The 23,954-nt window shown below is 67.9% G+C and carries 18 protein-coding genes and 1 pseudogene; 9 read left to right on the forward strand and 10 right to left on the reverse strand.

Annotated elements, in window-relative coordinates; all coding sequences use genetic code 11:
- Positions 1-28 precede the first annotated feature (28 nt).
- Positions 29-973, forward strand: a complete 945-nt coding sequence (locus M2283_RS34255) for a LysR family transcriptional regulator (protein WP_280880364.1) — start codon at positions 29-31, stop codon at positions 971-973.
- An 83-nt stretch (positions 974-1,056) separates the two neighbouring features.
- On the opposite strand, the gene M2283_RS34260 is transcribed toward M2283_RS34255, so the two are convergent.
- Together M2283_RS34260 and M2283_RS34265 are read right to left on the reverse strand one after the other, a co-directional pair.
- Entirely contained in the window at positions 1,057-2,250 is a 1,194-nt protein-coding gene (locus M2283_RS34260; RefSeq protein WP_280880365.1) for an RNA-guided endonuclease InsQ/TnpB family protein, read from the reverse strand.
- A 310-nt stretch (positions 2,251-2,560) separates the two neighbouring features.
- On the reverse strand, positions 2,561-3,043 hold the full coding sequence (locus M2283_RS34265; RefSeq protein ID WP_280880366.1) for a MarR family winged helix-turn-helix transcriptional regulator: 483 nt from the start codon (positions 3,041-3,043) through the stop codon (positions 2,561-2,563).
- A gap of 89 nt (positions 3,044-3,132) precedes the next feature.
- On the opposite strand from M2283_RS34265, the gene M2283_RS34270 reads away from it, so the two are divergent.
- Positions 3,133-4,014, forward strand: a complete 882-nt coding sequence (locus M2283_RS34270; RefSeq protein ID WP_280880367.1) for an alpha/beta fold hydrolase — start codon at positions 3,133-3,135, stop codon at positions 4,012-4,014.
- Positions 4,015-4,177: 163 nt separating this feature from the next.
- On the opposite strand, the pseudogene M2283_RS51710 reads toward M2283_RS34270, so the two are convergent.
- The 3 genes and pseudogenes from M2283_RS51710 to M2283_RS34280 form a co-directional block, all read right to left on the reverse strand.
- Positions 4,178-4,291, reverse strand: a pseudogene (locus M2283_RS51710) (IS630 family transposase); the annotation flags it as partial.
- Between the two features lie 77 nt (positions 4,292-4,368).
- The gene (locus M2283_RS34275) at positions 4,369-4,986 is read right to left on the reverse strand and encodes an NADPH-dependent FMN reductase (RefSeq protein ID WP_280880368.1); all 618 of its coding nucleotides are present in this window, start codon (positions 4,984-4,986) and stop codon (positions 4,369-4,371) included.
- A gap of 63 nt (positions 4,987-5,049) precedes the next feature.
- Positions 5,050-5,934, reverse strand: coding sequence for a nuclear transport factor 2 family protein (locus M2283_RS34280; RefSeq protein ID WP_280880369.1), 885 nt, complete (start codon positions 5,932-5,934; stop codon positions 5,050-5,052).
- 143 nt (positions 5,935-6,077) lie between these two features.
- Here M2283_RS34280 and M2283_RS34285 point away from each other — a divergent pair, with 143 nt between their 5' ends.
- From M2283_RS34285 to M2283_RS34310, 6 genes are all read left to right on the forward strand, one after another.
- Complete coding sequence (locus tag M2283_RS34285; protein ID WP_280880370.1) at positions 6,078-7,541, forward strand: benzaldehyde dehydrogenase; 1,464 nt, start codon at positions 6,078-6,080, stop codon at positions 7,539-7,541.
- Positions 7,542-7,604: 63 nt separating this feature from the next.
- Positions 7,605-9,158: a carotenoid oxygenase family protein gene (locus M2283_RS34290; RefSeq protein ID WP_280880371.1), complete on the forward strand. Its 1,554-nt coding sequence runs from the start codon at positions 7,605-7,607 to the stop codon at positions 9,156-9,158.
- Between the two features lie 45 nt (positions 9,159-9,203).
- On the forward strand, positions 9,204-9,698 hold the full coding sequence (locus tag M2283_RS34295) for a VOC family protein (RefSeq protein ID WP_280880372.1): 495 nt from the start codon (positions 9,204-9,206) through the stop codon (positions 9,696-9,698).
- A gap of 2 nt (positions 9,699-9,700) precedes the next feature.
- Positions 9,701-11,287 carry an FAD-dependent monooxygenase gene (locus M2283_RS34300; RefSeq protein WP_280880373.1) on the forward strand — a complete coding sequence of 529 codons (1,587 nt, stop codon included), beginning with the start codon at positions 9,701-9,703 and terminating at the stop codon, positions 11,285-11,287.
- A complete protein-coding gene (locus tag M2283_RS34305) occupies positions 11,284-12,138 on the forward strand; it encodes a fumarylacetoacetate hydrolase family protein (protein WP_280880374.1) in 855 nt (284 codons plus the stop codon). The genes M2283_RS34300 and M2283_RS34305 overlap by 4 nt, the downstream gene beginning before the upstream one ends.
- Positions 12,139-12,180: 42 nt before the next feature.
- Entirely contained in the window at positions 12,181-12,969 is a 789-nt protein-coding gene (locus M2283_RS34310) for an IclR family transcriptional regulator (RefSeq protein ID WP_280880375.1), read from the forward strand.
- Between the two features lie 69 nt (positions 12,970-13,038).
- Here M2283_RS34310 and M2283_RS34315 read toward each other — a convergent pair whose 3' ends face one another.
- Positions 13,039-14,622, reverse strand: coding sequence for a sodium:solute symporter family transporter (locus tag M2283_RS34315; RefSeq protein ID WP_280880376.1), 1,584 nt, complete (start codon positions 14,620-14,622; stop codon positions 13,039-13,041).
- 574 nt (positions 14,623-15,196) lie between these two features.
- On the opposite strand from M2283_RS34315, the gene M2283_RS34320 reads away from it, so the two are divergent.
- On the forward strand, positions 15,197-17,758 hold the full coding sequence (locus M2283_RS34320; RefSeq protein WP_280880377.1) for a SpoIIE family protein phosphatase: 2,562 nt from the start codon (positions 15,197-15,199) through the stop codon (positions 17,756-17,758).
- 172 nt (positions 17,759-17,930) lie between these two features.
- On the opposite strand, the gene M2283_RS34325 is transcribed toward M2283_RS34320, so the two are convergent.
- Genes M2283_RS34325 through M2283_RS34340 form a run of 4 tightly spaced genes read right to left on the reverse strand, consistent with a single transcriptional unit; the run spans position 17,931 to position 23,832 of the window.
- Positions 17,931-19,457, reverse strand: coding sequence for a sensor histidine kinase (locus M2283_RS34325; protein ID WP_280880378.1), 1,527 nt, complete (start codon positions 19,455-19,457; stop codon positions 17,931-17,933).
- On the reverse strand, positions 19,454-20,197 hold the full coding sequence (locus M2283_RS34330) for a response regulator transcription factor (protein WP_280880379.1): 744 nt from the start codon (positions 20,195-20,197) through the stop codon (positions 19,454-19,456). The genes M2283_RS34325 and M2283_RS34330 overlap by 4 nt, the downstream gene beginning before the upstream one ends.
- 48 nt (positions 20,198-20,245) lie before the next feature.
- Positions 20,246-22,525 carry an ArnT family glycosyltransferase gene (locus tag M2283_RS34335; RefSeq protein WP_280880380.1) on the reverse strand — a complete coding sequence of 760 codons (2,280 nt, stop codon included), beginning with the start codon at positions 22,523-22,525 and terminating at the stop codon, positions 20,246-20,248.
- A 17-nt stretch (positions 22,526-22,542) separates the two neighbouring features.
- On the reverse strand, positions 22,543-23,832 hold the full coding sequence (locus M2283_RS34340; RefSeq protein WP_280880381.1) for a glycosyltransferase: 1,290 nt from the start codon (positions 23,830-23,832) through the stop codon (positions 22,543-22,545).
- Positions 23,833-23,954 lie beyond the last annotated feature (122 nt).

Consider the following 23,954-nt stretch of genomic DNA (forward strand, 5'->3'; position numbering starts at 1 on the left):
AATCCTGAAGCATCACTACATTGAGACGATGAATGAACGGCAGTTGCAGATCTTGCGGGAGCTCGGCGAGCTGGGAAGCGTCACCGCGACCGCCGAGGCGCTGTTGATGACTCCCTCGGCAATCTCCCAACAGCTACGGCTGCTGCAACGCTCGATCCCGGTCCCGCTCACCGAACGTGACGGACGGCGGTTGGTGCTCACCGATGCCGGGCAAGCCCTGGCCAGTGCGGCGATCGAGGTGGAGACCGCGCTGGCCAGGGCACGGCACACCATTGAGGAGTTCGTCGACCAGCCGGACGCAGATGTGTCGGTAACGGCTTTCCACAGCGCGGCCGCCTCATTCTTCCCACTGCTGCTTGCCCAAGCCGGCCCTGGACGCCCGCAGCTCTCGCTCGCCGACGAGGATGTCGCGCAAGACCATTTCCCGCGACTGACCCGGGACTACGACCTCGTCCTCGCCCACCGTCTCGACCAAGCGCCACCGTGGCCGACTACGATCACCGCCGGCACGCTGCTGCGTGAACCGCTCGACGTCGCCCTGCCGGCCGACCACCCCTTGGCCGCCAAACGACGCCTCTCCCCGCGAGACGTCGCGGATCAGCCCTGGATCACCGTTAGCGACGGCTTCCCACTGATGGCCACCATCGACGCCATCGCGAGTGCCGCGAACCGACGGCTCAACATCGTCCATCGCATCAACGATTTCGCGGTGGTCGCCGAAGCCGTAGCCGCCGGAGGCGGCCTGGCCCTGATGCCCCGCTGGACCACACGTCCACACCCCGCACTGATCCTCAGACCGCTCGGCGGCGTGCACACCCGACGCCATATCGATGTGCTCCACCGCCCTGAACGTGCCGCACGGCGAGCCGTACGGACGGTGCTCACTGAGCTGCACCGTGCAGCCGCAACGATCCAGAGCCGAGACGTCGGCGCGGGTTCCGACGCGAAAGAAGCACTCGCTGACGAAGCCTGAAGCGGCGAGTTGCCATCGGAGATCCGCTTCCCAGCTTGAGGGGCCGTTCTTGACTTCCTCCCCCTCCTGAAGGAGGGGGATTCCTACGGCTCGCGCTGTAGGGGTTCCTGCTTCAACGCCGGCTGCCCGCCAGGAGAACTCCCGTGAGGTCTTACACCGGCTCCACAGGCCGAGACGGCCAGCCCGGCCGCCTTGATGGTGCGGGCCGCGTTGATGTCGCGGTCATGCACGACAGCGCAGGTGTCGCACGTCCACGCGCGGACATTCAGCGCCATCTTCACCGCGACCGTGCCGCAGTTCCCGCACAGCTTGCTGCTGGGGAAGAAGCGGTCGACCACGACGAGTTCACGCCCATACCAAGCGCACTTGTACTCCAGCATCGACCTCAGATGCCTCCACGACACATCCGAGATGGCACGCGCCAACGTGTGATTGTTCAGCAGGTTGCGGACGGTGAGGTCCTCGATCACGACCGTTTGGTTCTCACGGACGAGCCGAGTCGACAGCTTGTGCAGGACGTCGCGGCGCCGGTCGGCGATCCGCGCATACACCCTGGCAACCCGCTCGCGGGCCTTCTCCCGGTTCGCCGAGCCCTTCGCCTTCCGCGACAGCTCCCGCTGCGCACGGGCCAGACGAGCACGGTCACGGCGCTCGTGCCGGGGGTTGGCGACCTTCTCGCCGGTGGACAGGGTCACCAGGGAGGTGATGCCGGCGTCGATGCCGACCGCGTTCTTCGTGGCCGGAGCCGGGGTAATGCCGTCGTCGCACAGCAGCGACACGAACCAGCGTCCCGCACTGTCACGGGACACCGTCGCCGTGGTCGGCTCGCTGCCCTCCGGGAGCGGACGCGACCAGCGGATGTCCAAAGGGTCGGCCATCTTCGCCAACGTCAGCCGTCCCTCACGCCACGAAAAGGCCGAGCGGGTGTACTCGGCCGACGCACGGGATTTCTTGCGGGACTTGAAACGCGGATACTGCGCACGCTGGGCGAAGAAGTTCCCGAACGCCGTCTGCAGATGGCGCAGCGCCTGCTGCAGCGGGACCGACGACACCTCCGTCAGGAAGGCCAGCTCCGCAGTCTTCTTCCACTCCGTGAGTGCGGCCGACGACTGCACGTAGGACAGACGGCGCTGCTCGCCGTACCAGGCCCGGGTGCGTTCCTCCAGCGCCTTGTTGTAGACCAGGCGCACGCAGCCGAACGTGCGCGACAGCTCCGCCGCCTGCTCGCCTGTGGGGTAAAAGCGGTACTTGAACGCCCGCTTGACCTGCCGCGCCATAGCTCACACCTTATCGGATTCCGTGTGATCGACAGGTTTCGGCCGGTGGATGGCGCACGCCGGTCCGCCCGGGCGGACCGGCTTTCCCTGCCCTGCTTCGCAGGAGCTTCGTTTCCTCCCCCGGCTGAAGCCTGGGGTATCCACAAAGGAGAGTCCCGATGAAGACCAGGGCGGCGTGAAGGGCCCCGCAGGGCGATTTGAGCTGGGACCACTTGGACGGAGGAACCGCCGCCGGTGTCCGCCAGTCGTTCGGATCCCGCCGACGGCTGTCAGCTCGGGTCGGCCGGTGCCGTCCGGCGACCGGCCGTCCTCAGGTGACCTCGCCGAGGTCCTCATTGAGCCGTGCCGCGGCTTCAACGCTCGAGGGCCGGCTCGCGACAAGCCGGGCCAGCTGTGCTTCAAGGGCCTTGAGTTGCTCGGGCCCCATATGCGCCGCCCAGCGCTCGCGCACCTCGTCGAAGAGCGAGGCGCCCAGCGTCATCATCTCGTGGCCGCGGTCGGTGACCCGCAGCCGTTTGAGGCGGCCATCGCCCGGGTCGGGCTCCCGCTCGACGTATCCGAGCTTCTCCAGTGCGGCGATCGCCTTGGCAGCGCCCTGTTTGGAGACCGAGAGCCGGCGGCCGAGTTCCGAGGCCGTGCCCGCTCCCTCGTCGATGGCGCGCAGGGCGAACTCATGCGATGCGCGCACGCCCGGGTGCCCGCGGTGCGCCAGCTCGCCGTGCACGTCGTCCACCATCGACTGGAAGCCGCCGAGAAGCAGCAGCGCGAGTTCAGCGCCCGGTGAACGTGCCATGCGACGAAGCATACGAGAAACGAAGATAGACAACCACGTTGGCGATCTGTAGGTTGACAACCATGTTGTCGATCGAATCCAGGAGAACGATGAACCCCACCGGCGGCGCCACCATCCCGGGCGTCGAACACCACCAGGTCAGCCTGAACGGGACCGAACTGCACTACATATCCGCCGGGACCGCCGGCTCTCCCGTCATGCTGGTCCACGGCTTCCCCGAGACCTGGTGGGTCTTCCACAAACTGATCCCCCTGCTCAGCAAGCACCACCGCGTATTCGCCCCCGACCTTCGCGGCTTCGGCGACTCCGCCACCGCCACCCCAGCGCACGACAGCGTGACCGCGGCCCAGGACCTGAGTGAACTGATAGCGCGGCTCGATGCGGGCCCCGTCCACCTCACCGGCCAGGACATCAGCGGCCCCACCACGTTCCGCGTCGCCGCCACACGCCCCGACCTCGTACGAAGCTATGCGGCCATCGAGACCGGGCTGCCCGGGTTCGGCGTCGAAAGGCTCGCGGACGTCGCCCACGGCGGCGCCTGGCACATCGGCGTCCTCGCCGCCCCGGGCATCCCCGAAATGCTGCTCGCCGGACGAGAAAGGGCATTCCTCGCACAGTACGCCATCCCGTCACTCTGCGTGACTCCCGACGCGTTCACCGACGACGACATCGACGAACTCACCCGCTCCTACGCGCGCCCCGACGCGTTCAACGGCGCGGCCGGACTGTACCGATCGATGCTCCGCGAAGGTGAGGAGATCCGCCAACTGGCATCCCGGAAACTCACCACGCCCGTGCTCGCCGTCGGCGGCAGATCGGGCGAGTTCACCCCGGCGACCCTGCGCCAGGTCGCCCAGGACGTCAGCGCCCTCTCCCTCGACGGGATCGGCCACTACGCGGCGATGGAAGCCCCCGACAGGCTCGCAGAAGGCCTCCTGTCCTTCTACGAGAAACTCGACAACCTGGGGTAACGCGCGCCGGAACACGATCGCTGAAACCCTGGCACCGCCAGACCCCAGGTAGGGCCACTTCACCTCGCCACCACCCCTCAGTGCCCCCGAACGCCCCTCGAACCGGGGCCGGTTGGAGTCGCCTCGGTAGGGTCGCCGATCCGAACGCCGCCCCAGGCACCGGGAGCATCATCGCGCGCCGGTAGCGAACCGAACTGATGCTGGCCCGGCGCACGATCTGCTGCAGCTTCCGCCCCTCCTGGTCGGCCAGTCTCCACACACGGACGGGCTCGGCCACCGCGCCTCCAGCGGCCGGATCGGAGTCACCGCACATCCAACCGCCACGACCCCGACCCGGCGAATGCGGTCACAGCACTAGACCCGCGACACGGGGGCCCCCGGCGCCGGCGGCGCGGCGGGGGCCGGCGGCGGATTCAGACGCAGGGGCCGCAGTGCCTCGGTCCAGCGCAGCAGTTCGTCGAGCATCATCGTGGCTGCGGCCTCCAGCGGTGCGTCGGTGCGGAAGCCGCCCTCGCCCATGTGCTTGAAGACGAACGGTATGGCCACGGACTCGGGAATCGGCATCATCTTGAGCGCCGTCGCGACCTGCTTGAGCACCTGCACGGAGCGCAGGCCGGCCGCGACGCCCCCGTAGCTGACGAATCCGACAGGCTTGTAGAGCCACTCCCCGTACAGGAAGGAAAGGGCGTTCAGCAGCGCGGCAGGAGGGCCGGAGTTGTATTCGGGCGTGACGAACACGAAAGCGTCGGCCTCGTCCACCGTCGCGCTCCACCTGCGCGTGTGCTCGTGTGCGTACAGACCCGCACGCGGATGACCGGGTTCGTCGAGGAGCGGGAGGCCGAGCTCGGCGAGGTCGGCGAGTTCGACGTCGAAGCCCGCGTGCTCCTTCGCCGCCTGGGCCGCCCACTGGCCGATGGGTAGTCCCAGCCGGCCGGGACGGGTGCTTCCGACAACAACGTGCAACTTCGGCATGGATGAGCCTTTCTGAGTATGTCCGTGTTCGAGTACGAACAGGCCGAGGGAGCCGGCGACCGGTCAGAGCCGGCCGGCCGGCGGAGGGCCGGGAGGCTTGGGCGGGGCGGACTTGGTGATGCCGCTCCAGTGCTCGACGAGCTGTTGCCCGCGCACGCGGTAGGCGTCGTACATGTAGTACGGGTAGAGCGCGCCGCTTCCGTCGGGTTCGGCCTGGGGGAGCAGTGCGGCGACGACGACGATGTCGCCCTCGGCGACGATCAGCGCCGGAGGGATGAGGGGCTCGGCGGGCGGTGGGAGGGGGCCGTTCGGGAATCGGCTGCGCACGAACTCCTCCAGTCCCGCCCGGCCGGGCGGGTAGTGGGACACGTGCTGGAGGTAGTCGGCGGCAACGAACTCCTTCACCGCATCGGGGTTCTGGGCGTCGAAGACGCAGCGGTAGAAGTCCACGACCAGGCGCTTGTTGGCCTCGATGTCCATCGAAGGCAATGACGACACGGTGGTCGTTCGCGTCGGCGTACCCGGTGCGGGGAGCCGTGGTGGGGCGATCTTGTTGAGGGACGGCCACCGCTCGGTTATCCGTCCGTCGCGGATCCGGTAGGTGGTGAACGCGTAGTGGTCGAAGGTGGTGCCGGGGGCGTCCGGGTCCGGTTGTGGCACGTAGTGGCAGACACAGACCAGGTCGTTCTCCCCGATGCCGAACACCGGGTCCCGCGACTCGAAGGCATCGGCCACACTCTGGTCCACGGTCGGTCCATGGTCGAACTCGCGGCGCAGGAGCTCGGCGAACGCCTGCGCTCCGTCAGGGACGTCGGCGCCGTGCTGAACCAGGTCCGGGGCGACGTAGTCGGTGACCGCGTCAGCGTTTCTCGCGCCGAAGACATCGGTGAGGAAACGGCCGACCAGAAGTTTGTTGATGCGTGGCTGTTGCTCGAGTGATGTAGCCATACGAGCAACTAAACTGTACCGTACAGTTCAAGTCAACCTGAGCCTTGACACTTTCCGCGACGAAAAGAGAGTGTCCTAGATGTTGACTCACATGTTCGGAATAACAGGACACCAGCAGCTTGTCCTGCAGAGAAGGGGACGACATGACCTTTCTGGATGCCAGTGACTGGCAGGAGCGGATCTTCTCGGGGGAATGGACCAGGGCGGCCGGGGAGACGTACGACTCCACAGAGCCGGCCACCGGCAAGACCCTGGGCCGAGTCGGCTCCGCCACGCCCTCCGACCTGGAGCGGGCCGTGGTGCGTGCGGCTCAGGCTCAGCGCGACTGGGCGGCGCGGCCGTACGTCGAGCGGGCCCGGGTGCTGCGGCGGGCGGCGCGCCTGTTCGAGGAGCACCATGCCGAGATCGCGGAATGGATCGTGCGGGAGTCCGGTGCCCTGCGGCCGTTCGCCGACTTCCAGACCTCGAACGGCGCGGCCGAGGAGTGCTACGAGGCCGCGGCGCTGGCGGCCTCTCCGTACGGAGAGGTGCTGCGGTCCATCGAGGACCGGCTGTCGTTCGCACGACGGCGCCCAGTGGGCGTGGTCGGGGTGATCTCCCCGTTCAACGCGCCGATGGTGCTGGCCATGCGCGCCGTCGCCCCCGCCCTGGCGCTGGGCAACGCCGTCGTGCTCAAGCCCGACCCGCGCACCGCCATCTGCGGCGGCGTCACCATCGCTCGCGTCTTCGAGGAGGCGGGCCTGCCCGCCGGCGTGCTGCATATGCTGCCGGGCGGCGCCGACGTCGGCGCCGCGCTGGTGGACCACCCGCGAGTGCCCGTCATCGCGTTCACCGGTTCCACGCGGGCCGGAAAGGCGATCGCCACCGCGGCGGGGCAGCGGTTGAAGCGTGTCCACCTGGAGCTCGGCGGCAACTCGGCGTTGATCGTCCTCGACGACGCGGACCTGGAGAAGGCCGTCTCGGCCGGCGCGTTCGGCTCGTTCCACCACGCCGGACAGGTGTGCATGGCCTCCAGCCGCCACCTGGTGCACGCCTCGATCGCCGAGGAGTACGCCCATCTGCTGGCCCAGCACGCGAACGCCGCCCCGGTCGGGGATCCGGCCACCGGGCAGGTCGCGTTGGGCCCGATGATCGACGAACGACAGCTGCAGGCGGCCCACGCCATCGTCACCGACAGCGTGGCGGCCGGGGCGCGGCTGGCGGCCGGCGGAACCTACGAGGGCTTGTTCTACCGGCCGACGGTCCTGGCCGACGTGCCGCTGGAAGCCCGCGCCTACACGGAGGAGATCTTCGGTCCTGTCGCCCCGGTCGTGCCCTTCCACAATCTCGACGAAGCCGTCCGGCTGGCCACCGACACCGAGTACGGCCTGTCGCTGGGCATCCTGACCCGGGATGTGGCCAAGGGCCTGGCGCTGGCCGACCGTATCCCCACCGGGCTGGTCCACATCAACGACCAGACCGTGAACGACGAGGCGACCGTCCCGTTCGGCGGTGTCGGCGAGTCCGGCAACGGCTCCCGTCACGGAGGGAGCGTCGCCAACCTCGAGGCCTTCACCGAACAGCAGTGGGTCACCGTCCGCGGTGAGATCCCCGACTACCCCTTCTGACCCCGCCCTGGTCTCCGTCGTCCCGGCACTCCACCTCGTTTCACCCGCACTTGGAGCATCCAGATGACACCTCCTTCGCGGCGGGGCCCGTCCCTGCCCGATCCCATGACGATCGCGCCGCGCGCCACTGCACACCCGACGACCCCACGGCTCGCCCAGGACGCCGCCGGCTGGGCGCCCGGCAACAAGTTCCTGCAAGGCCCGTTCACCCCCTGGACGGAGGAGAGCAGCGCGTACGACCTGGACGTGGACGGTGAGATCCCGGGCGACCTCGCCGGAGCGCTGTTCCGTATCTCCTCCAACCCCCGCTTCACGCCGCGCGATCCCGACCGCTACCACTGGTGGGAGGGCGACGGCATGGTCTGCGGGATCTACCTGCGCGACGGGCGCGCCGCCTACCGCACCCGCTGGGTGATGACGGACTCCATGAAGTTCGAGGTCGAGCAGGGTGAGGCGGTCTACAGCGGCTTCGCCAACGGCGGGAGCACGGCGCCGCTCCCCCACGGTGCTCCACCCGCGAAGAACGTCGCCAACACCAACGTCGGCATCTTCGACGACCATCTGCTGGTCTACTTCGAAGGCGGCCTGCCGTACTCGATGCACCCCGAAACGCTGGAGACGTACGGCACTCACGACTTCCGCGGCGGCATCGACGTCCTGTGCACCGCCCACTACAAGATCGACCCCGACAGCGGCGACATGCTCTTCTTCGCCGCCACCGGGCCGACCATCACCTGGTACCGGGCGGACGTGAAGACCGGGCACGTCGTCGACAGCCACAGCTTCGACATCAAGGTGCCGGTGCTGATGCACGACTTCGCCGTCAGCGACACCTACGCGATCTTCTTCGTCACCCCGGCCCAGTTCCGCCTCGACCACATCATGCGGGGCGAGCCGGGCGTGGTCTGGGACGAGGCGTCGCTGCCGCACGGCGTGCAGATCGTGCTCATGAACCGGCGGACACACGCCGTCAGTTGGCACGAGGTGGGCGGTCAGTGGGCCAACACCCACTTCTACAACGCCTACGAGGAGGACGGCCACGTCGTCATCGACGGGCACCGCATCACCCGCCTGGGCACGCCGGCCGACCGGCTGGAGACTCCGGTGACGTCCCACTCCTGGTTCCCGCCGTCGCTCCCCCATCGCTGGCGCGTGGACCTGGCGACCGGCCGGGCGACGGAGGAGATGGTCGGCGGCGTCGCCGGAGAGTTCCCGAGGATCAACGACGCCTACACCGGCCACCCCCACCGCTACGGATATTTCGTCACCACCCGTTACCTGGCCAACGACACCATGAGCGACGGTCTCGCCAAGCACGACCACCTGCGCGACAGCACCACGGTCGTCGAGGGACCGGACCACCTCACCAACCCCGGCGAGCCGGTCTTCGTCGCCCGCGAGAGCGCCCTTGCCGAAGACGACGGCTACCTGCTCACCCTGTGGTGGAACCGCGAGACCGGCCTGAGCGAACTCCTCGTCCACGATGCCGCCGACCTGCGACGCACCCCTCTGGCCCGGGTGAAGCTGCCCAGCCGCGTGCCCTTCGGCTTCCACGGCAACTGGGCCGACCAGACCACGCTCGATCAGGCTGTGGCCGCCCGCAGCGACGCGAACTGACCTGCCTACTGCATTGCGCGTTCTACGTTTTGAAAGGAGAAGTCCATGGCTATCACCGGCCTGGGACACACCGGTTTCTGGGTGGACGACCTGGAGACGATGCGTGACTTCTACACCCGTGTCATGGGGCTGACCGTGACCGACGAGGACACGGAGCTCGGCATCGTGTTCTTCTCCGCGCGGCCCGACGAGGAGCACCACGAGTTCGTGCTCCAGCGGGGCCGGACCGCACCGCCGGGGTCCAAGCTGACCCACCAGGTGTCGTGGAGGGTCGACTCGCTGGAGTCGATCATCGACTTCCACCATCGGTTCCGTGCCGAAGGCATCGAGGTGCAGCAGGAGGTCACGCACGGAAACGCCATCGGCATCTATTTCTTCGATCCCGAGGGCAACCGCAACGAGGTGTATCTGCGGATCGAGCGCGACGTGCGTCAGCCGTTCCGCAAGACCATCGACCTCGACCAGGAACCCGCCACCGTGCTTGCCGAAGCCGAACGCCTTCTCGCCGACGGTGGCGCCGCCTACCAGCCGGTTCAGTGACGGTGGCGTCCTCGGGACGCCGCGGGCTCCGGGATCCCTGTGCGCATTCGCAGGTCCTCGTCGTCGGGGCCGGTCCCGTCGGACTCACCGCGGCGCACCTTCTCGGTTCGGCCGGTGTCCGCGTTCTGCTCGTCGAGCGGAACGCGGACGTCGGCGACGACGCCGAGGCGGTCACCCCCGACGACGAATACCTGCGCATCTTGCAGCGGGCCGGCGTGAACGAGGCGATCCACCTGGAACGTGTGCTCCTCGCGGCACTGGCGCAACTCCCCACCGTCGAGACCAGCTTCGACACCCGCCTCTTCTCCCTGCAGCAGCGCACCGACCGTGTGCGCGCCTGGCTCGGCCCGACCGCCGGCGGGCAAGCTGCGGCAGCCCTCGACGTGCCGTATGTCCTGGGCTGCGACGGTGACCGAAGCTCCGTGCGTGAACTTCTGGGCATCCCGATGCAGGGCCGCAGCTGTCCCGACGTCTGGCTGGTGGTTGACACTCTCGACGACCCCCACGACCAGGCCTACGGCATGCGCCACAGAAACCCGCGCCACCCCGCCGTCGTGGTTCCGGGCGGCGGCGGCCGTTGCCGCTACGAGTTCCGGCTGCGGCCCGGCGAGTGCGCCCCCGGTGCGTCTCCGCCGTTCACTCTGGTGCGTGAACTGCTGCGCCCGTACCGCGAGATCAGCGTCCCCCAAGTGGAACGTGTCGTGGCGTCCACTTCTCACGCACTGCTCGCGGACCGGCTGCGCGAAGGGCGCTGCTTCCTGCTCGGCAACGCCGCGCACATGATGCCGCCCTTCGCCGGCCAGGGACTCAGCTCCGGCCTGCAGGATGCTGTCAACCTGTGCTGGAAGGTGGCCGAGGTGCTGACAGGGCGTGCCGGAGACCCGCTGCTGGACACCTACGACACGGAACGCAGGCCGTCCCTGCAGGCCGTGGTCGAGCGATCCGTCCGACTCGGCGACGTCGCGATGACCACCAGCACGGCCCGCGCTCGCTTGCGCGATCTTTGCGTGCGTACCGCCTTACGAACCTCTTGGGGCAACCGCTGCTTCGGAGAGATGCGCTGCCGCCCGGATGCCCCTGTCCGGATCGGTGCGGTCGTCCCGTCGCTGCGCGGTCGCACCGATCCGCTGGTGGGTACGGCACTACCCCTCCCAATGGTTCTGCACGGCACCGCACGTCGGATCACTCGGCTCGACAAGGTCCTCGGTCCCGGCTGGAGCCTGCTCGGAGCAGGTGTCTCGGAGGACGACTGGGCCACCGTCGAGGAAGCGGGTCCGCCCGCGGACCGCCGTGTGGACCTGGCCTTCGATGATCCTGCGCCGAGAGACACCTCCGGGCGCATCGGAATCGCCGATGCCGACGGCGGCGCCCACGCCGCATTCAGCAGGCTCACCGAACGCTTCATCCTGGTCAGGCCGGACCGGCTGGTGGCCGCAGTCTTCGACGCCGAGGACGCCGAAGGCGTGACGCTCCACCTGGAACGCTTCGCACTCCAGCCTCTCCCCAACCCCCTTGACACGCCTGCGACTTCGACCGCAGCACCGGTCCTTGCCGCCGTTTCATCCCCTCCCTCAGGAGAACTGTCATGAGACTGAGTACCGTCCGCCTGCCCTCTCCCGATTCCGGCGCGCTGCTTACTGCCGCTGCCCGCCATGACGGCGATGAACTGGTCCTGCTGCCGTACGAGGACGTCGGAGCCTTGCTGGCGAGCGGAGAGGACTGGCACCACCGCGCCGCAGTGGCTGACGGCAAGCGGCTGCCACTGGATGGGGTGTCCTTCGCTCCCGTCGTCCCGCACCCCAACAAAATCGTGTGCCTCGGCCTGAACTACGCCACGCACATCAAGGAGATGGGCCGCCCCACCCCGACTCACCCGACCCTCTTCGCCAAGTACGACGGGTCCTTGGTCGGTGCCCACGACGACGTCCATATGCCGTCCGTCAGCGACGACCTCGACTGGGAGGCGGAGCTCGGTGTCGTGATCGGGCGGCGAGCCAGGCGCGTCACCCGGGACGAGGCGCTCGGCTACGTGGGCGGCTACACCGTCGTCAATGACGTGACCGTACGGGACTGGCAGCATCGCACCCGGGAATTCCTCTCCGGGAAGACGTTCGAGGCAACGACCCCGGTTGGGCCGGCGCTCGTGACTGCGGATCAACTCCCCCCGGGCGCATCGGGGTTGACTGTCGGATGCAGCGTGGACGGCCACACCATGCAGAAGTCCAACACATCCGACCTGCTCTTCGACGTCGCCGCGATCATCGCCTACATCAGCACCATCATCACGCTCGTACCGGGTGATCTGATAGCCACCGGCACACCGGGCGGAGTGGGGGCAGGACGCGACCCCAAGGTCTTCCTGCGCCCCGGGCAGCAGCTGGTCACGTTCGTCGAGGGAGTCGGCGAGCTGTGCAACACCGTCGTCAAGGACCGGTTGTGACCTCCGGCCGGCGGGAGACATCTGCGCTGTAGGGTGTCCCCTATGTCAGGATCAGCGTCCCCCAGCTATCGCGAACGCAACTCCACGGCCGACCGGGCCCTGGACATCCTGATGATGTTCGACGACACCCACCTCGTCATTTCCGGTAGCGCCGTCGCCGAGCGCCTGGGGGTCGCTCGTTCGACCGCCTACCGATACCTGCAGTCACTGGTGAGCAGCAGGTTCCTGGATGAGGCGCCGGGTGGCGGCTTCCGGCTCGGGCTGCGCGTCCTGGAGATCGGCCGGCTGGCACGACGCAGCTACGGACTCTCCGACATCGCCGTTCCGGCGATGACCGAACTGTCCGAGGACGTGTGCGAGACGGTGCTGTTGACCCGTCGTACCGGGGAACTGGTCGTCTGCGTCGACCGTGCAGAGGTCGCCACACGGGCGGTACGCATCTCCTACGAGCGTGGCAGCACGCTCCCTCTCAACGCCGGCGCCTCCGCGCTCGTCCTGCTGGCCTGGATCCCGCAGGACGAGGCGCGCCGACTGCTGGAGGCGGCCGAACTGAGGCGTTTCACACCGGCCACGCTCACCGACGTGGACACTCTCATGGACCGGCTCACGCACATCCGTCGCGCCGGGTATTCCGTCACCCGCGGTGAATTCGACCCCGATGTGACGGGCGTGGCGGCACCGATCCGTGACGCTGAGCAGAAGGTGGTCGCCGCCGTGAGCGTCGCCGCGCTCGCCTCCAGGGTGTTTCCCGAAGCGGAGGCGGCACTGGCTCAGAAGGTGCTGGTCACGGCCCAGAAAATCAGTGACCGCCTGACCCTCGTCGGAGGGTGAGACCACCCCGACGGTGAGACCACCCCGACCCTCGCAGCTCCCGCTCGGGCGAGGTGATGGACCTGCCATTCAGGAAACAGGCTGCATGGGCGCTGCCTCCGAGTGACCGGCACTACGCCGGCGTCCAGCCATGCTGGAAGCCCATCCCAGGAGAAAGGTGCCGGGGACGGAGATGAGGGCCGGGCCGATCTGGTCGAACCGCGTGAAGTCGACACCAGGGAAGAGTGCCGCGGGGACTCCGGAAAATGAGGGTGACATCGTATAGAGGAACACCGTGAGACTTGTCCCTCCATACAGTGTCCACAGCAGTCCAGTGCGGTTGTAACCCTTCCAGTAGAAGCTGTACAGAAGAGCTGGAGCCACGGCAGATGCGGCTATCGCGGCACTGACGGCACCCAGAAATACCGCAGAGTGGCTCTGCCACATCACGGCGATCATAATTCCAGCGGTACCGAAGAGGAAGACGCTGCCGCGAGCTGCCAGTATTTCTCTCCCGGAATGCGCTTCGTCGCCTCTTTCGACAGTGCGGTAGATATCCTTGGCTATCGCACCGGCCGCAGCGACTGTACTTCCACCGACGACGGCGAGCACACTGAGAAAAACCGCGCAGGCGACTGCGGCGAACAGTGTCCGTCCACCGTCCAAGTTGTGCGCCAGGAGCATCAGGGCGCCGTCGCCCTCTCCGTTCCCGGACGAGATCTTTCCTGTACCCACCAGGGCGGAAGCACCCATGCCGACAATGACGATGGCCAAGGACAACAGGGCGATGAGAAACGTCGCGTACTTGACTGAGCGTCGCGCGGCAGCAGGATCTTTTGCACCGTGGATTCTGACTATGACATGCGGCATACATGCGCTCCCCAAGATGAGGATGAATCGCTCCCCAACCAAATTGAGATGCGCCGCCGTTCCCGTCCCATTCATCGTGCCCGAGCTGAAATAGCTACCGGGCTTGGCGCTGCCGGAGTCCGCCTGCACAAGGAGGGACCCGAGGTTCCCGTGGAACTTGGCGACGACCGCGAGAGCAGTCACAGCCATGGCCAGCAGAACCACGACTGCTGCAAGGACCTGCACCGCCGTGATCCCTTTGATACCGCTCAGCATTACACAGGTGACCATCAAACCACCGATGACCACAGTGCAGACCTGCTGCGCTCCCGTACCCGAGAACCCGAGCAGGTCCGCAGTCACTCTGCCCGCGGCGATGAGCTGCACGACCAGAAACGGGCCGGCTATGGCCAGGGTGGTCACGGCCGCAGCAATTCGTGGTGCAGCCCCCGGGGCCTGAACCGAGAATATGTCTCCGAGAGTCTGGGCGTTGCGCAGCCGAATAGGCCTGGCCAGCACGATGAGCAGTCCGAAGGACAGAAGGACGTTCGTGGCATCCATCATTCCGTCGAATCCGAATGTTGCCACCATCGCGGTGCTATTCAGCAGCAACGGTGCCGACACGAAACTGCCCGCTATCGCCAGACCGCCCACCAGGGGAGAGTGCTTGCCGTCTCCGACATAGAATTCCTTCGGAGTATCCGATTCGAGGCCAGAAAAGACCGAAAGGAAGAGGACTATCGCGATGAACAATAGAAAGACGACTATGATGGGAGAATTTTCTCGAGTGTCTGCCGCCAGAAAGAAATCCAGACCGTTCACCATGTCGTGCCCTCGCGTCTACTTCTTCTGTCCAGGCGATGCATAGTTGCCAGGAGGAGCGCCATCTGGGTCAGACACAGGAGGATCCCCAAGGGAATGCCCGATGTACCGAAGATGCGGATATCTGACAGATTCCCGGACGTACCGAAAATTATTTCAACCGCGAGGAGTGCGATGTTGGGGGCTAGATATCTGGTCTCCAGGTGCCACTTCTTGCGCGGAACGCTGTGCCCGCCGGATGAATGTTTCGGTCCTGGGTTTTCCTGCGATGGCTGCAGGTAGAAGCCTTCTTGCATGGGATATCTCCACGCCGAGGTATGGGGAGCGCGGCCGGCTGCAGACGCCCGGGGAGCGGCGTTGCGCCCACAGTGCCCGCTCAGACTGCTGGTGCGAGCGATGACGATACCCCCAAAACATGCTCCTGTCCTCTCTATCGAGACCACTGTTTCGTAAAACGAGACATCGAGCAATCTTGGGGCGCGGAGCAGTACGTCGGCCTGGTCGCATGACATCCGCTTCGCACTGCGGGCACCTGCGGCCGTCCCGCTGCAGCTGCTGCGCGCCACGCATCGACAGCGTGGTCGACCTCGTGTGTCCCTTGATGTACAGGGCGCAGGTGCCGTTCGTTGGCGGGCCTCGCGGCCACCGATACATACTTGAAGGGAAACCGCGGCGTCCGCCGCAGGTGAGGTGGCCCATGGCGAACCTGAGTGAGCGGGGCGCGACCGGCGAGACGGGCGTCATTCTGCTCGACCGCGCGGGAGTCGTGCGGCGGTGCTCTGGTACCGCCGCTGAGCTGCTGGGGTATACGGTCGCGGAGGTTTGCGGGCGGCCGATTACGACCCTGCTCGAAGATCCCTCCCAACCAACCCGCTCAGTGGCGGCGGGTGCTCTCCCCTTCACAAGCCACGGCACGACTCTGTTCCGGCACGGCTCCAGAGGACCGGTCGAACTGACTGTCGCCCAAGTGCCTCTGGACGGCTCCTCCGAGGTCGCCCTCATAGTGACGCCGGCATCGGAGGCGGGGATGTGGGAACAGAGCTCGGCCTTCCTGCATGCCCTGCTCACCCAGGAGCAGCTGGGGATCGTCCTCTTCGACACCGGACTGACGGTCGCTCGCACCAATGGCACCCCGGGGATGGACGGGTGGCCCCACCTGCACGCGGGCGATCACCTGGCAGACGTGATCTCCACAGAGGACGCGAACGAGGCCGAGACGCGGTTGCGTCGGGTACTGGAGACCGGGGTGGCGCAGGTCTCGGGGGAACAACGGATGCGTGCGCGGGACGCATCGAAGCAGGAGCGTTCCTTCTCCGTGTCCGCATTCCGCCTGGAAGACGGGCACGCCCGGCCGACCGGGGTAGCCGCGCTCTTCATCGACAACACAGAACAGTGGCGGGCCCGGCGCCGTACCGAGGTGAGTCATCAGGCGTCGGACAGGATCGGAGCTTCGCTGGACGTGACCCGGACGGCCCAGGACATGGCGAGCGTGCTCGTACCGGCCCTCGGCGATATGGCCACGGTGGAGATCGTCGATTCCGTACTCGAAGGCGACGAGACGCCCAAGGGGCTCCTTCCCGGCGGTCCGAGGTCCCTGCGCCGGGTGGCGGTGGCATCGTCCGTCGGCCCCTGGCCCGCCGAGCTCATCCCCGTGGGCGGCGTGATCCCGAACCTCCCGGACACTGCCCATGTGCACCGGGCCGCCCTGCACGGCGACACGGTCTTCAGTGCTACGCGGCAGGAGATGGCGGACCTCCTCGACGACCCGGAACTGATCCGATCGATGCTGCCCGCGAAAGGGCACTCGGCAGTCGTCGCCCCGCTGTTTGCGCGTGGTCATTTTCTGGGCGTCGTCGGAGTGTGGCGGACCGAGCGGCCCGAGCCGTTTCAGCAGGAGGACACGGACCTCTTGTTCGACATCGCCGCACGCGCCGCGCTGAGCCTGGACAACGCCCGCCGCTACACCCGTGAGCATCGGGCCGCGGTCGCGTTGCAACAGCGTTTGCTCCCCAGGGCTGTCACGCGGACCACGGTGGCGGAGTCAGCCGGTCACTACATACCCGCGGGCGGAGGGGCGGACATCAGCGGCGACTGGTTCGACGTCATCCCCCTGCCGTCGCTGCGGGTCGCGTTCGTCGTAGGTGACGTCATCGGGCACGGACTGCACGCGGCTGCCACCATGGGTCGCCTGCGGACCGCGATCCACACTCTGGCCGACCTGGAGTTCGCACCCGGAGAGCTCCTCAGCCATCTCGACGATCTCGTCCAGCAACTCGCTGACGAGGCCGCTCCTCATCTCAAGGACACCATCGGCGCCACCTGCCTGTACGCGCTGTACGACCCGGTCACAGGCACCTGTTCCCTGGCTTCCGCGGGGCACCCACCCCCTGCGGAGATCCGGCCCGACGGGGCAGGACGTCTGATCACCGTCTCCCCGGGGCCACCGCTCGGAGTAGGCGGCATGCCTTTCGAGGAGACCACGGTCGATCTGGAACCCGGCGGCACACTGGCCCTCTACACCGACGGCCTCGTCCATGCCCGGTTCGACGATGCCGACCAAGGTATCCGGGAACTTCTCGACAGTCTTTCGTCGCTGTGCCGCCACGACGAAACGTTGACGGACATCGGTCACGCCGTGGTAGCCGAGCTCACCGAGACGCCGTCCCGTGACGACATGGCGCTTCTCCTGGCCCGCACCCGGAGGATCCCCGCGTCCGCCATTGCCGACTGGACCTTTCCCGACGATCCCGCCGCAGTGGCCGACGCGCGCAGGGCCGTCGCCAGGCAGCTTGCCGCTTGGGAACTCGACCACATGGCCTTCACCACCGAACTGATCGTCAGTGAGCTGGTCACCAACGCGATTCGCTATGCCCGCGGCACCGTCGGCCTGCGCCTGTTCCACGACGACGCAACATTGGTGTGCGAGGTCACGGACAGCAGCAACACCCAGCCCCGGCTACGGCGTGCGCGGGCCGGCGACGAGGGTGGGCGTGGGCTGTTTCTGGTGGCGCAGCTCTCCAAACGGTGGGGAAGCCGTTATCACCAGACGGGCAAGACCATCTGGGTGGAAGAATCGACAACGGCCCTTTCGGCGCAGGAAACCGCCCTTGCCGCAGTCTGGGACAGCGCGACCTTGTAGTCCGTGTCAGCCAGGCTGCTGGGAGAGGGAACGAGCGCGCTCGGCCGACCGAAGAGCTGGTCGTCGCTGGAGCGGGAGATCGCCTCAACGGCGCAGTCAGGGAAGACCGCTGTCCATACTTTCGGTCGCCGCCGAGCTGGTCCCTGATGACCGCGTACTCGTACGCACGGGATCAGCCGGAGTCGGCCGCGGGCAGGACCAGGCGGAAGGTGCAGCCCCGGCCCGGGGTGGTGTCGAGTTCGAGTCGGCCGCCGTGGCCCTCCGCGATGGCCGCGGCGATGGCCAGGCCGAGTCCGCTGCCGCCGTGGGCACGGGAGCGGGCGGGGTCGGCCCGGTAGAAACGCTCGAAGACGTGCTCGGCGTCGACGGGTTCGAGGCCCGGTCCCTCGTCCGCCACCTCGATCACCGCGACCGGGTATCCCTCGGGCAGGGACGCTGACACCGAGGTGCGCCCGGGGCGGTCGACGCCGCCGGTGCCGGGAGCCGCCTGTGTCGTGCCGACCCGGACGTGGACGCGGGTGCCCGGCGGGGTGTGGATACCGGCGTTGGAGAGCAGGTTCTCCAGGATCTGACGCAATCGGTGCGGGTCACCCACGGTCTCGGCGACGTCGAGTTCCTCAGCCCCGGTGGGATCCGCCGGGGTGCGCAGCGGGCCGAGGGCGAAGGGGTGGGACTCACTGTGGGCGGCGGCAGCACTGACGGCGTCCGCCGCGAGGGACAGCAGGTCGACCGGCTCCCTGCGGTAGGAAGGTTCTTTGTCCAGAGTCGCGAGCAACTGAAGATCGTCGACGAGCAGGCGCATGCGTTCGGCGTTCTGTGCGATGAACCGGTTGGCCTCGTTCCGTTCGAGGCCCGAGCGCGGTTCGGGGCGGAGGCCAAGTTGGGCGTAGCCCTGGATGGCGGTGAGCGGAGTGCGCAGTTCGTGCCCGGCGTCGGCGACGAACCGGCGAAGGCGGGCTTCCGAAGTCTCTCGGGCCAACAATGCCTTCTGCAGGCGGTCGAGCATGGAGTTCAGGACCCGTCCGAGTCGTCCGATCTCGGTGCGCGGGTCGGTGTCGGGCAACCGCAGTTCGAGCCGGCCCGCAGTGATGTCCTGCGCGGTGCGTTCCATTCTGGTCAGGGGCAGGAGTCCCAGCCTGACCACCCAACGCCCCAGGGCGATCAGGGCGAGGATCGTCACCGCGAGCAGCACGGCGTTCAGCCACAGGAGCTTCGATGTGGCGCCGTCGACGGCGTCGAGCGGAAGGGCGACCACCGCGCTCATGTCATCCGGGCCGGGGTTGAGCAGTACCCGCCAGCGGCCGTCACCGCTGACGGCGGGCACGGTTTCGGGGTGCCCGTCCCGCAGCCCGAGGTTCTCCGAATGATCGGCCAACCGGGGTCCGGGTCTGGCCTCGGAGCCCAGGGCATTGTGGAGACGGCGCCCGGAGGAGTCGTAGAAGTAGATGTGGAAGTCCGAGGGAAGAACGTCCTGTCGTTCTCCCGGGTCCGGGAGCTTGTCCTTGAGTGCGTCGTCGTAGGCGGGGGCCGGTGGATGGAACTCGACGAGCTGCTCGTCGACCCGGTCCAGCAGCCAGGAGCGAAGCACTGCATAGCCGATCGCCTGGGAGGTCAGGACTGCCGCGGTGGCGAGCAGAGTGGCGCCGAGGATGAGGCGCCGTCGCACCGACTTGGGCGGTCGGGGCAGGAACCGGGTCACTCGTCCGACGTCCCTGCGTGGTCGCGGGGAAGTCGCAGGCAGTAGCCGACACCGCGGACGGTGTGGATCAGCGGCGGGGCGAAGCAATCGATCTTCCTGCGCAAATACCTCACGTACGTTTCGATGATCCGTGAGTCGCCCGCGAAGTCGTAGCTCCAGACGTGGTCGAGGATCTGGACCTTGCTCACCACCTGGCCCGCGTTCGACAGGAGGTAGGCCAGAAGCTTGAACTCGGTTGGCGACAGGGCGATGTACTGCCCTGCGCGGTGCACCTCGTGGGCGCCCTCGTCGAGTTCGATGTCGGCATAGCGCAGAACGCTCTCCACCGGCTGCCATTCGGCGGCGGGCGCCGTGCGGCGCAGAATGGCCTCGATGCGCAGCAGTACCTCCTCGATGCTGAACGGCTTGGCCACGTAGTCGTCCCCGCCGAGACTGAGGCCGGTGATGCGGTCGTCGGTGCCGGTGCGGGCGGTCAGAAACAGGACCGGACAGTCGTTTCCCGCCGCCCGCAGCCTGCGGGTCACCTCGAAGCCGTCCAGATCGGGCAGCATCACGTCGAGCACGACGAGATGCGGCTCCAGGCGTTCGACCTCCATCAGGGCCGCCTGTCCGGTGTCCGCGCTGCGCACCTCGTATCCGGTCAGGCGAAGCGTTGCCTCCAACAGGGTGCGAATGCTGGGCTCGTCCTCGACCACGAGGAGTCGACGTCGCGGCCGTGCGGCTGTGGGCTGCTCGGTCATGCGTCTACCGGTCCGTTCTGCCGTGTCGCGACGTCGCTTGGGCGACGGCTACTTGACGGCACAGTCGTAGAGCACGTTGCTTCCTCCAAAACCCATCGCACCGCCACCGTTGTTCTGTGCCGACGTGTCGGAGGTGCCGCCGTATGCCGACGCCGGAACCTTCGTGCAGTGGGCCGCGATCCAGTCGGAACGCTGCTGGGTGTATCCGCCGGACTGGGCCGGCACGCCGCCGCCGTTCGTGTCGGAGCCCAGGATGTAGCGTAGTTCGCCGCTCTTGGTCCACTTCTCCAGCTGGGCCACCGACGGCGCGTTGTCGCTGTTGGTGAAGCCGCCCATGCCGATGACGGTCTCGTCGGTGCCCAGGATGAAGGTGCTGGCGGACATGGCGCCGCCCTCGACGGCGAGCTTGATGCGTGCGTCGGGTGCCCCCTTCACGGCGTACTGGAGAATCTTGCGCTGGTCGGCGGTGAGACCCGCATCGCCGAAGCCTCCGCGCCCAGCAGGGGCCCCGCCCGAGCCGGCCTCCGGGAAGGACGGTGTGCCGCGGTCGTTCGAACCCGATCCCCCGGGTGCGCTGGGCATACCGTTCGCTCCCCCTGTGGGCACACCGGAAGGCATTCCGCCGGTCGAAGGCTCACCGGTCTGTTCCGAAGAGGCGCCACCGCCGGGGAGGCCCGGCATGTTCGACGGCATCCCGGACGGCATGCCCGAGGGAAGGTCCCCGCTGTTCTCACCCTGCCGGGGCATGCCACCGCCACCGCCGAATCCGAGCGTCAGCGGACCGGCCGTCGGGTTGGAGCCCCCCATGTTGGTCGAGCCGGGTACGGTCACCGCCCACGCTCCCGGAGCCAGCAGAACCGATGCGACCGCGGCGCAACCGGCAACCGTCAGCAGTCGACCGCGGCGTCGTGACAGCACCAAGAGGGCGACGGCGGCGCAGCCGGCCAGCAGCACGGGCCACACCAGCCAGCCGTTCCAGTCGGGTTCGCGGCGAATGAGCACCGCGGCCCAGGCCACGCTCACCACGACCGCGGTGGCGCCCACCTGAGGTGCCCAGCGCAGGCCGGCGCGGTGGACGCGGATGAGGGCGGCCATCAGCCCGCCGCACAACGCGGCGATCGCCGGGGCCAGTTGGGTGGTGTAGTACGGGTGGAAGATGCCCTTCTGGGTCGAGAACACGGCCGCGCAGACCACCAGCCAGGTCCCCCACAGCAACCAGCCGGAGGCCGGCAGCACCCCGGCGTCGGACAGCCTGCCGCGCCGACGCAGCACCGCGCAGACGACGGCGACGATCAGAGCCAGCACGCAGACCGGCAGCAACCAGCTGATCTGACCGCCCACTTGCGCCTCGAACAAACGGCTCAGGCCTGGTTGCCCGCCGAATCCACCGGCGAATCCACCGCCTGACCCGCCGCCCATCCCCTGGGGCGTTCCGTCGCTGGAGCCGAAGACCCGCCCCAGCCCGTTGTAGCCGATCACCAGATCCCAGGCAGTGCCGTCCTTGCTGCCGCCGATGTACGGTCGCTCGCCCGGCCACAGGGCGACCATGGCGACCCACCACAGGGAGGACGCCGCCAGGATGGCCCCCGCGCCCAGCAGACGCCCAACTCGCGGTATCCAGGCGCCGCTTCCTCCCACGAGCCAGGCGACGGCGAACGCGGGAACGACCATCCAGGCGGCGAGCATTTTGGTGAGGAACCCGCACCCGATCAAAAACCCGCTCGCACACAACCACCAGGTCGCAGCCCGGCCCTCGGCCTGCAACGCACGGGTGAGCGCGTACGCCGCCGACACCAGCAACAGCACCAGCAGCGTGTCCGGGTTGTTGTCCCGGTTGATGGCCACGGTGATCGGCGTCAGCGTGAGCACCAAAGCCGCGACCAGCGCCGCCCCCTCCCCTGCCCAGCGGCGCACGGTGCGGTGCAGCACCAACACTCCGGCCACGCCTTCGAGGAGTTGCGGCAGGATCAGCGCCCAGCCGTGCAACCCGAAGATCTTGCTGCTGACCACCTGCGGCCACAACGCGGCCGGCGGCTTGTCGACCGTGATCACGCCCGCCGGGTCGAACGAGCCGAAGAGGAAATTCGTCCAGCTCTTCCCCATCGACTTCACGGCCGCCGAGTAGTAACTGTTGCCCCAGCCAAGGGAGCCCAGGGCCCAGCCGTACAGGACGCCCGCCAGAACAAGGACGGCGCCGAGGGCCACGGGCGCGGCCCAGGCGGGCAGCGCCCAGGCGGGCAGCGCCCGGACGGACGTACCCGTACTCGTGCGCCTCCCGTCGTGTGCCGACGCGGCCGGTGCGGGCCTGATGTGCGCGTGGTTACTCATGTCGGGATTCGCTCTCATCAACGGATACGGCTACGGGGGTCGGCGAAGACAGCCAGTCGCAGCACGGCGAAACGGACGCAGGTCACCGCGACGGAAGCCGTGGTGAGGACCGCTGTCTCCGCGGCCGGTGAGGCACCGGGGTCGAGGTGCTTGAACCACAGCACCGCCGCGGACGTGACCGCATAGCCGAGAACGAACAGCCCCCCGGCACCGAGATGCGCACGTGCGGGCGGGGCGGCGGAGTGCCGGAAGGTGAGGCGTCGGTTGGCCTCGGTATTGAGGACGGTGAGGACGAACAACGAGATCAGGTTGGCGACTGGGGGCGTCCACCAGCCGCGCAACAGCCAGTACAGCAGCGCCTGTCCGACCGTGGAGACGACACCGATGGCGACGAAACAGCCGACCTCCCACGACAGCACACCGCGTCCCGTCGCGGGTGCGAGGACGGCGTCGGGGTGTTCGGCGGCCGGTTCGGGACGGGGCACCACCGCGACCCGGGCATCCCCGGACGCCTTGAGCCGCGCCATGCGCCACAGACCGCGCAGGTCGTCGGTGGCGGTGCTCACCACATCCACCCGGGTGTCGACGTCCTCGACCCAGTCCACCGGGACCTCATGGACGCGCAGTCCGTTGTGCTCGGCGAGCAGAAGCAGTTCGGTGTCGAAGAACCACGCGTCGTCGCGGGTCACTTCCAGCAACGGCCGGAGCACTTCCGTACGGGCCGCCTTGAATCCGCACTGGGCGTCGGTGAACCGGACCCCGTGCGTGAGCCGGATGACGCCGTTGTAGCAGCGGGAGACGAACTCACGGCGCGGCCCACGCACCGTACGCGCACCGGCGGCCAGCCGCGAGCCGATCGCCAGGTCCGAATGGCCGCTGGCCAGTGGGGCGATCAGCGGGAGCAGCCCGTCCAGGCCGGTGGACAGATCCACGTCCATGTACGCCACGATGTCCGCCTCGCTGGCCCCCCAGACCGTACGCAGCGCGAGCCCCCGGCCCTTACGGTCCAGGTGGACGACACCCACGCCCGGCAGTTCGTCCGCAAGGCGCCGGGCGGTGGCCAGGGTGGCGTCGGTGCTGGCGTTGTCAGCGACCGTGATCCGCCAGGGAAAAGGGAAACCCTGGGACAGGCGAGTGTGGAGCGTACGCAGGCAGCCGGGCAGGGCGCGTTCCTCGTTGTAGACCGGAACCACAATGTCCACCGTCGCGGCCCCGGCGTGCGGGAGAAACGAACGTTCGACGGGCTGAAAGTGGGCGGGACGCTCGACGCGGGCGCCGAGTTCGGCGAGGTGAGGGGTGGGGGTCATGGCTTCCTCAGGCATGAGGGGACGGCAGACTGCGGCTCGCAGGCCCTGGTCCGGGGCCGGAGCCTCACTGTTGCCGCCTCGCCTGTGGGGGTGAGGGGAGAACACCGAGAACTGACGGGGAG

The sequence above is a fragment of the Streptomyces pseudovenezuelae genome (assembly GCF_029892565.1).
Taxonomy (GTDB): domain Bacteria; phylum Actinomycetota; class Actinomycetes; order Streptomycetales; family Streptomycetaceae; genus Streptomyces; species Streptomyces pseudovenezuelae_A.

Bases quoted from the DNA above. Each gene is read 5' to 3' on its own strand.
- M2283_RS34305 (WP_280880374.1), top strand. From the start codon at position 11,284: ATGAGACTGAGTACCGTCCGCCTGCCCTCTCCCGATTCCGGCGCGCTG.
- M2283_RS34280 (WP_280880369.1), bottom strand. From the start codon at position 5,934: ATGGCTACATCACTCGAGCAACAGCCACGCATCAACAAACTTCTGGTC.
- M2283_RS34260 (WP_280880365.1), bottom strand. From the start codon at position 2,250: ATGGCGCGGCAGGTCAAGCGGGCGTTCAAGTACCGCTTTTACCCCACA.
- M2283_RS34290 (WP_280880371.1), top strand. From the start codon at position 7,605: ATGACACCTCCTTCGCGGCGGGGCCCGTCCCTGCCCGATCCCATGACG.
- M2283_RS34340 (WP_280880381.1), bottom strand. From the start codon at position 23,832: ATGACCCCCACCCCTCACCTCGCCGAACTCGGCGCCCGCGTCGAGCGT.
- M2283_RS34255 (WP_280880364.1), top strand. From the start codon at position 29: ATGAATGAACGGCAGTTGCAGATCTTGCGGGAGCTCGGCGAGCTGGGA.
- M2283_RS34275 (WP_280880368.1), bottom strand. From the start codon at position 4,986: ATGCCGAAGTTGCACGTTGTTGTCGGAAGCACCCGTCCCGGCCGGCTG.
- M2283_RS34310 (WP_280880375.1), top strand. From the start codon at position 12,181: ATGTCAGGATCAGCGTCCCCCAGCTATCGCGAACGCAACTCCACGGCC.
- M2283_RS34265 (WP_280880366.1), bottom strand. From the start codon at position 3,043: ATGGCACGTTCACCGGGCGCTGAACTCGCGCTGCTGCTTCTCGGCGGC.
- M2283_RS34330 (WP_280880379.1), bottom strand. From the start codon at position 20,197: ATGACCGAGCAGCCCACAGCCGCACGGCCGCGACGTCGACTCCTCGTG.
- M2283_RS34295 (WP_280880372.1), top strand. From the start codon at position 9,204: ATGGCTATCACCGGCCTGGGACACACCGGTTTCTGGGTGGACGACCTG.
- M2283_RS34315 (WP_280880376.1), bottom strand. From the start codon at position 14,622: ATGGTGAACGGTCTGGATTTCTTTCTGGCGGCAGACACTCGAGAAAAT.
- M2283_RS34270 (WP_280880367.1), top strand. From the start codon at position 3,133: ATGAACCCCACCGGCGGCGCCACCATCCCGGGCGTCGAACACCACCAG.
- M2283_RS34285 (WP_280880370.1), top strand. From the start codon at position 6,078: ATGACCTTTCTGGATGCCAGTGACTGGCAGGAGCGGATCTTCTCGGGG.
- M2283_RS34335 (WP_280880380.1), bottom strand. From the start codon at position 22,525: ATGAGTAACCACGCGCACATCAGGCCCGCACCGGCCGCGTCGGCACAC.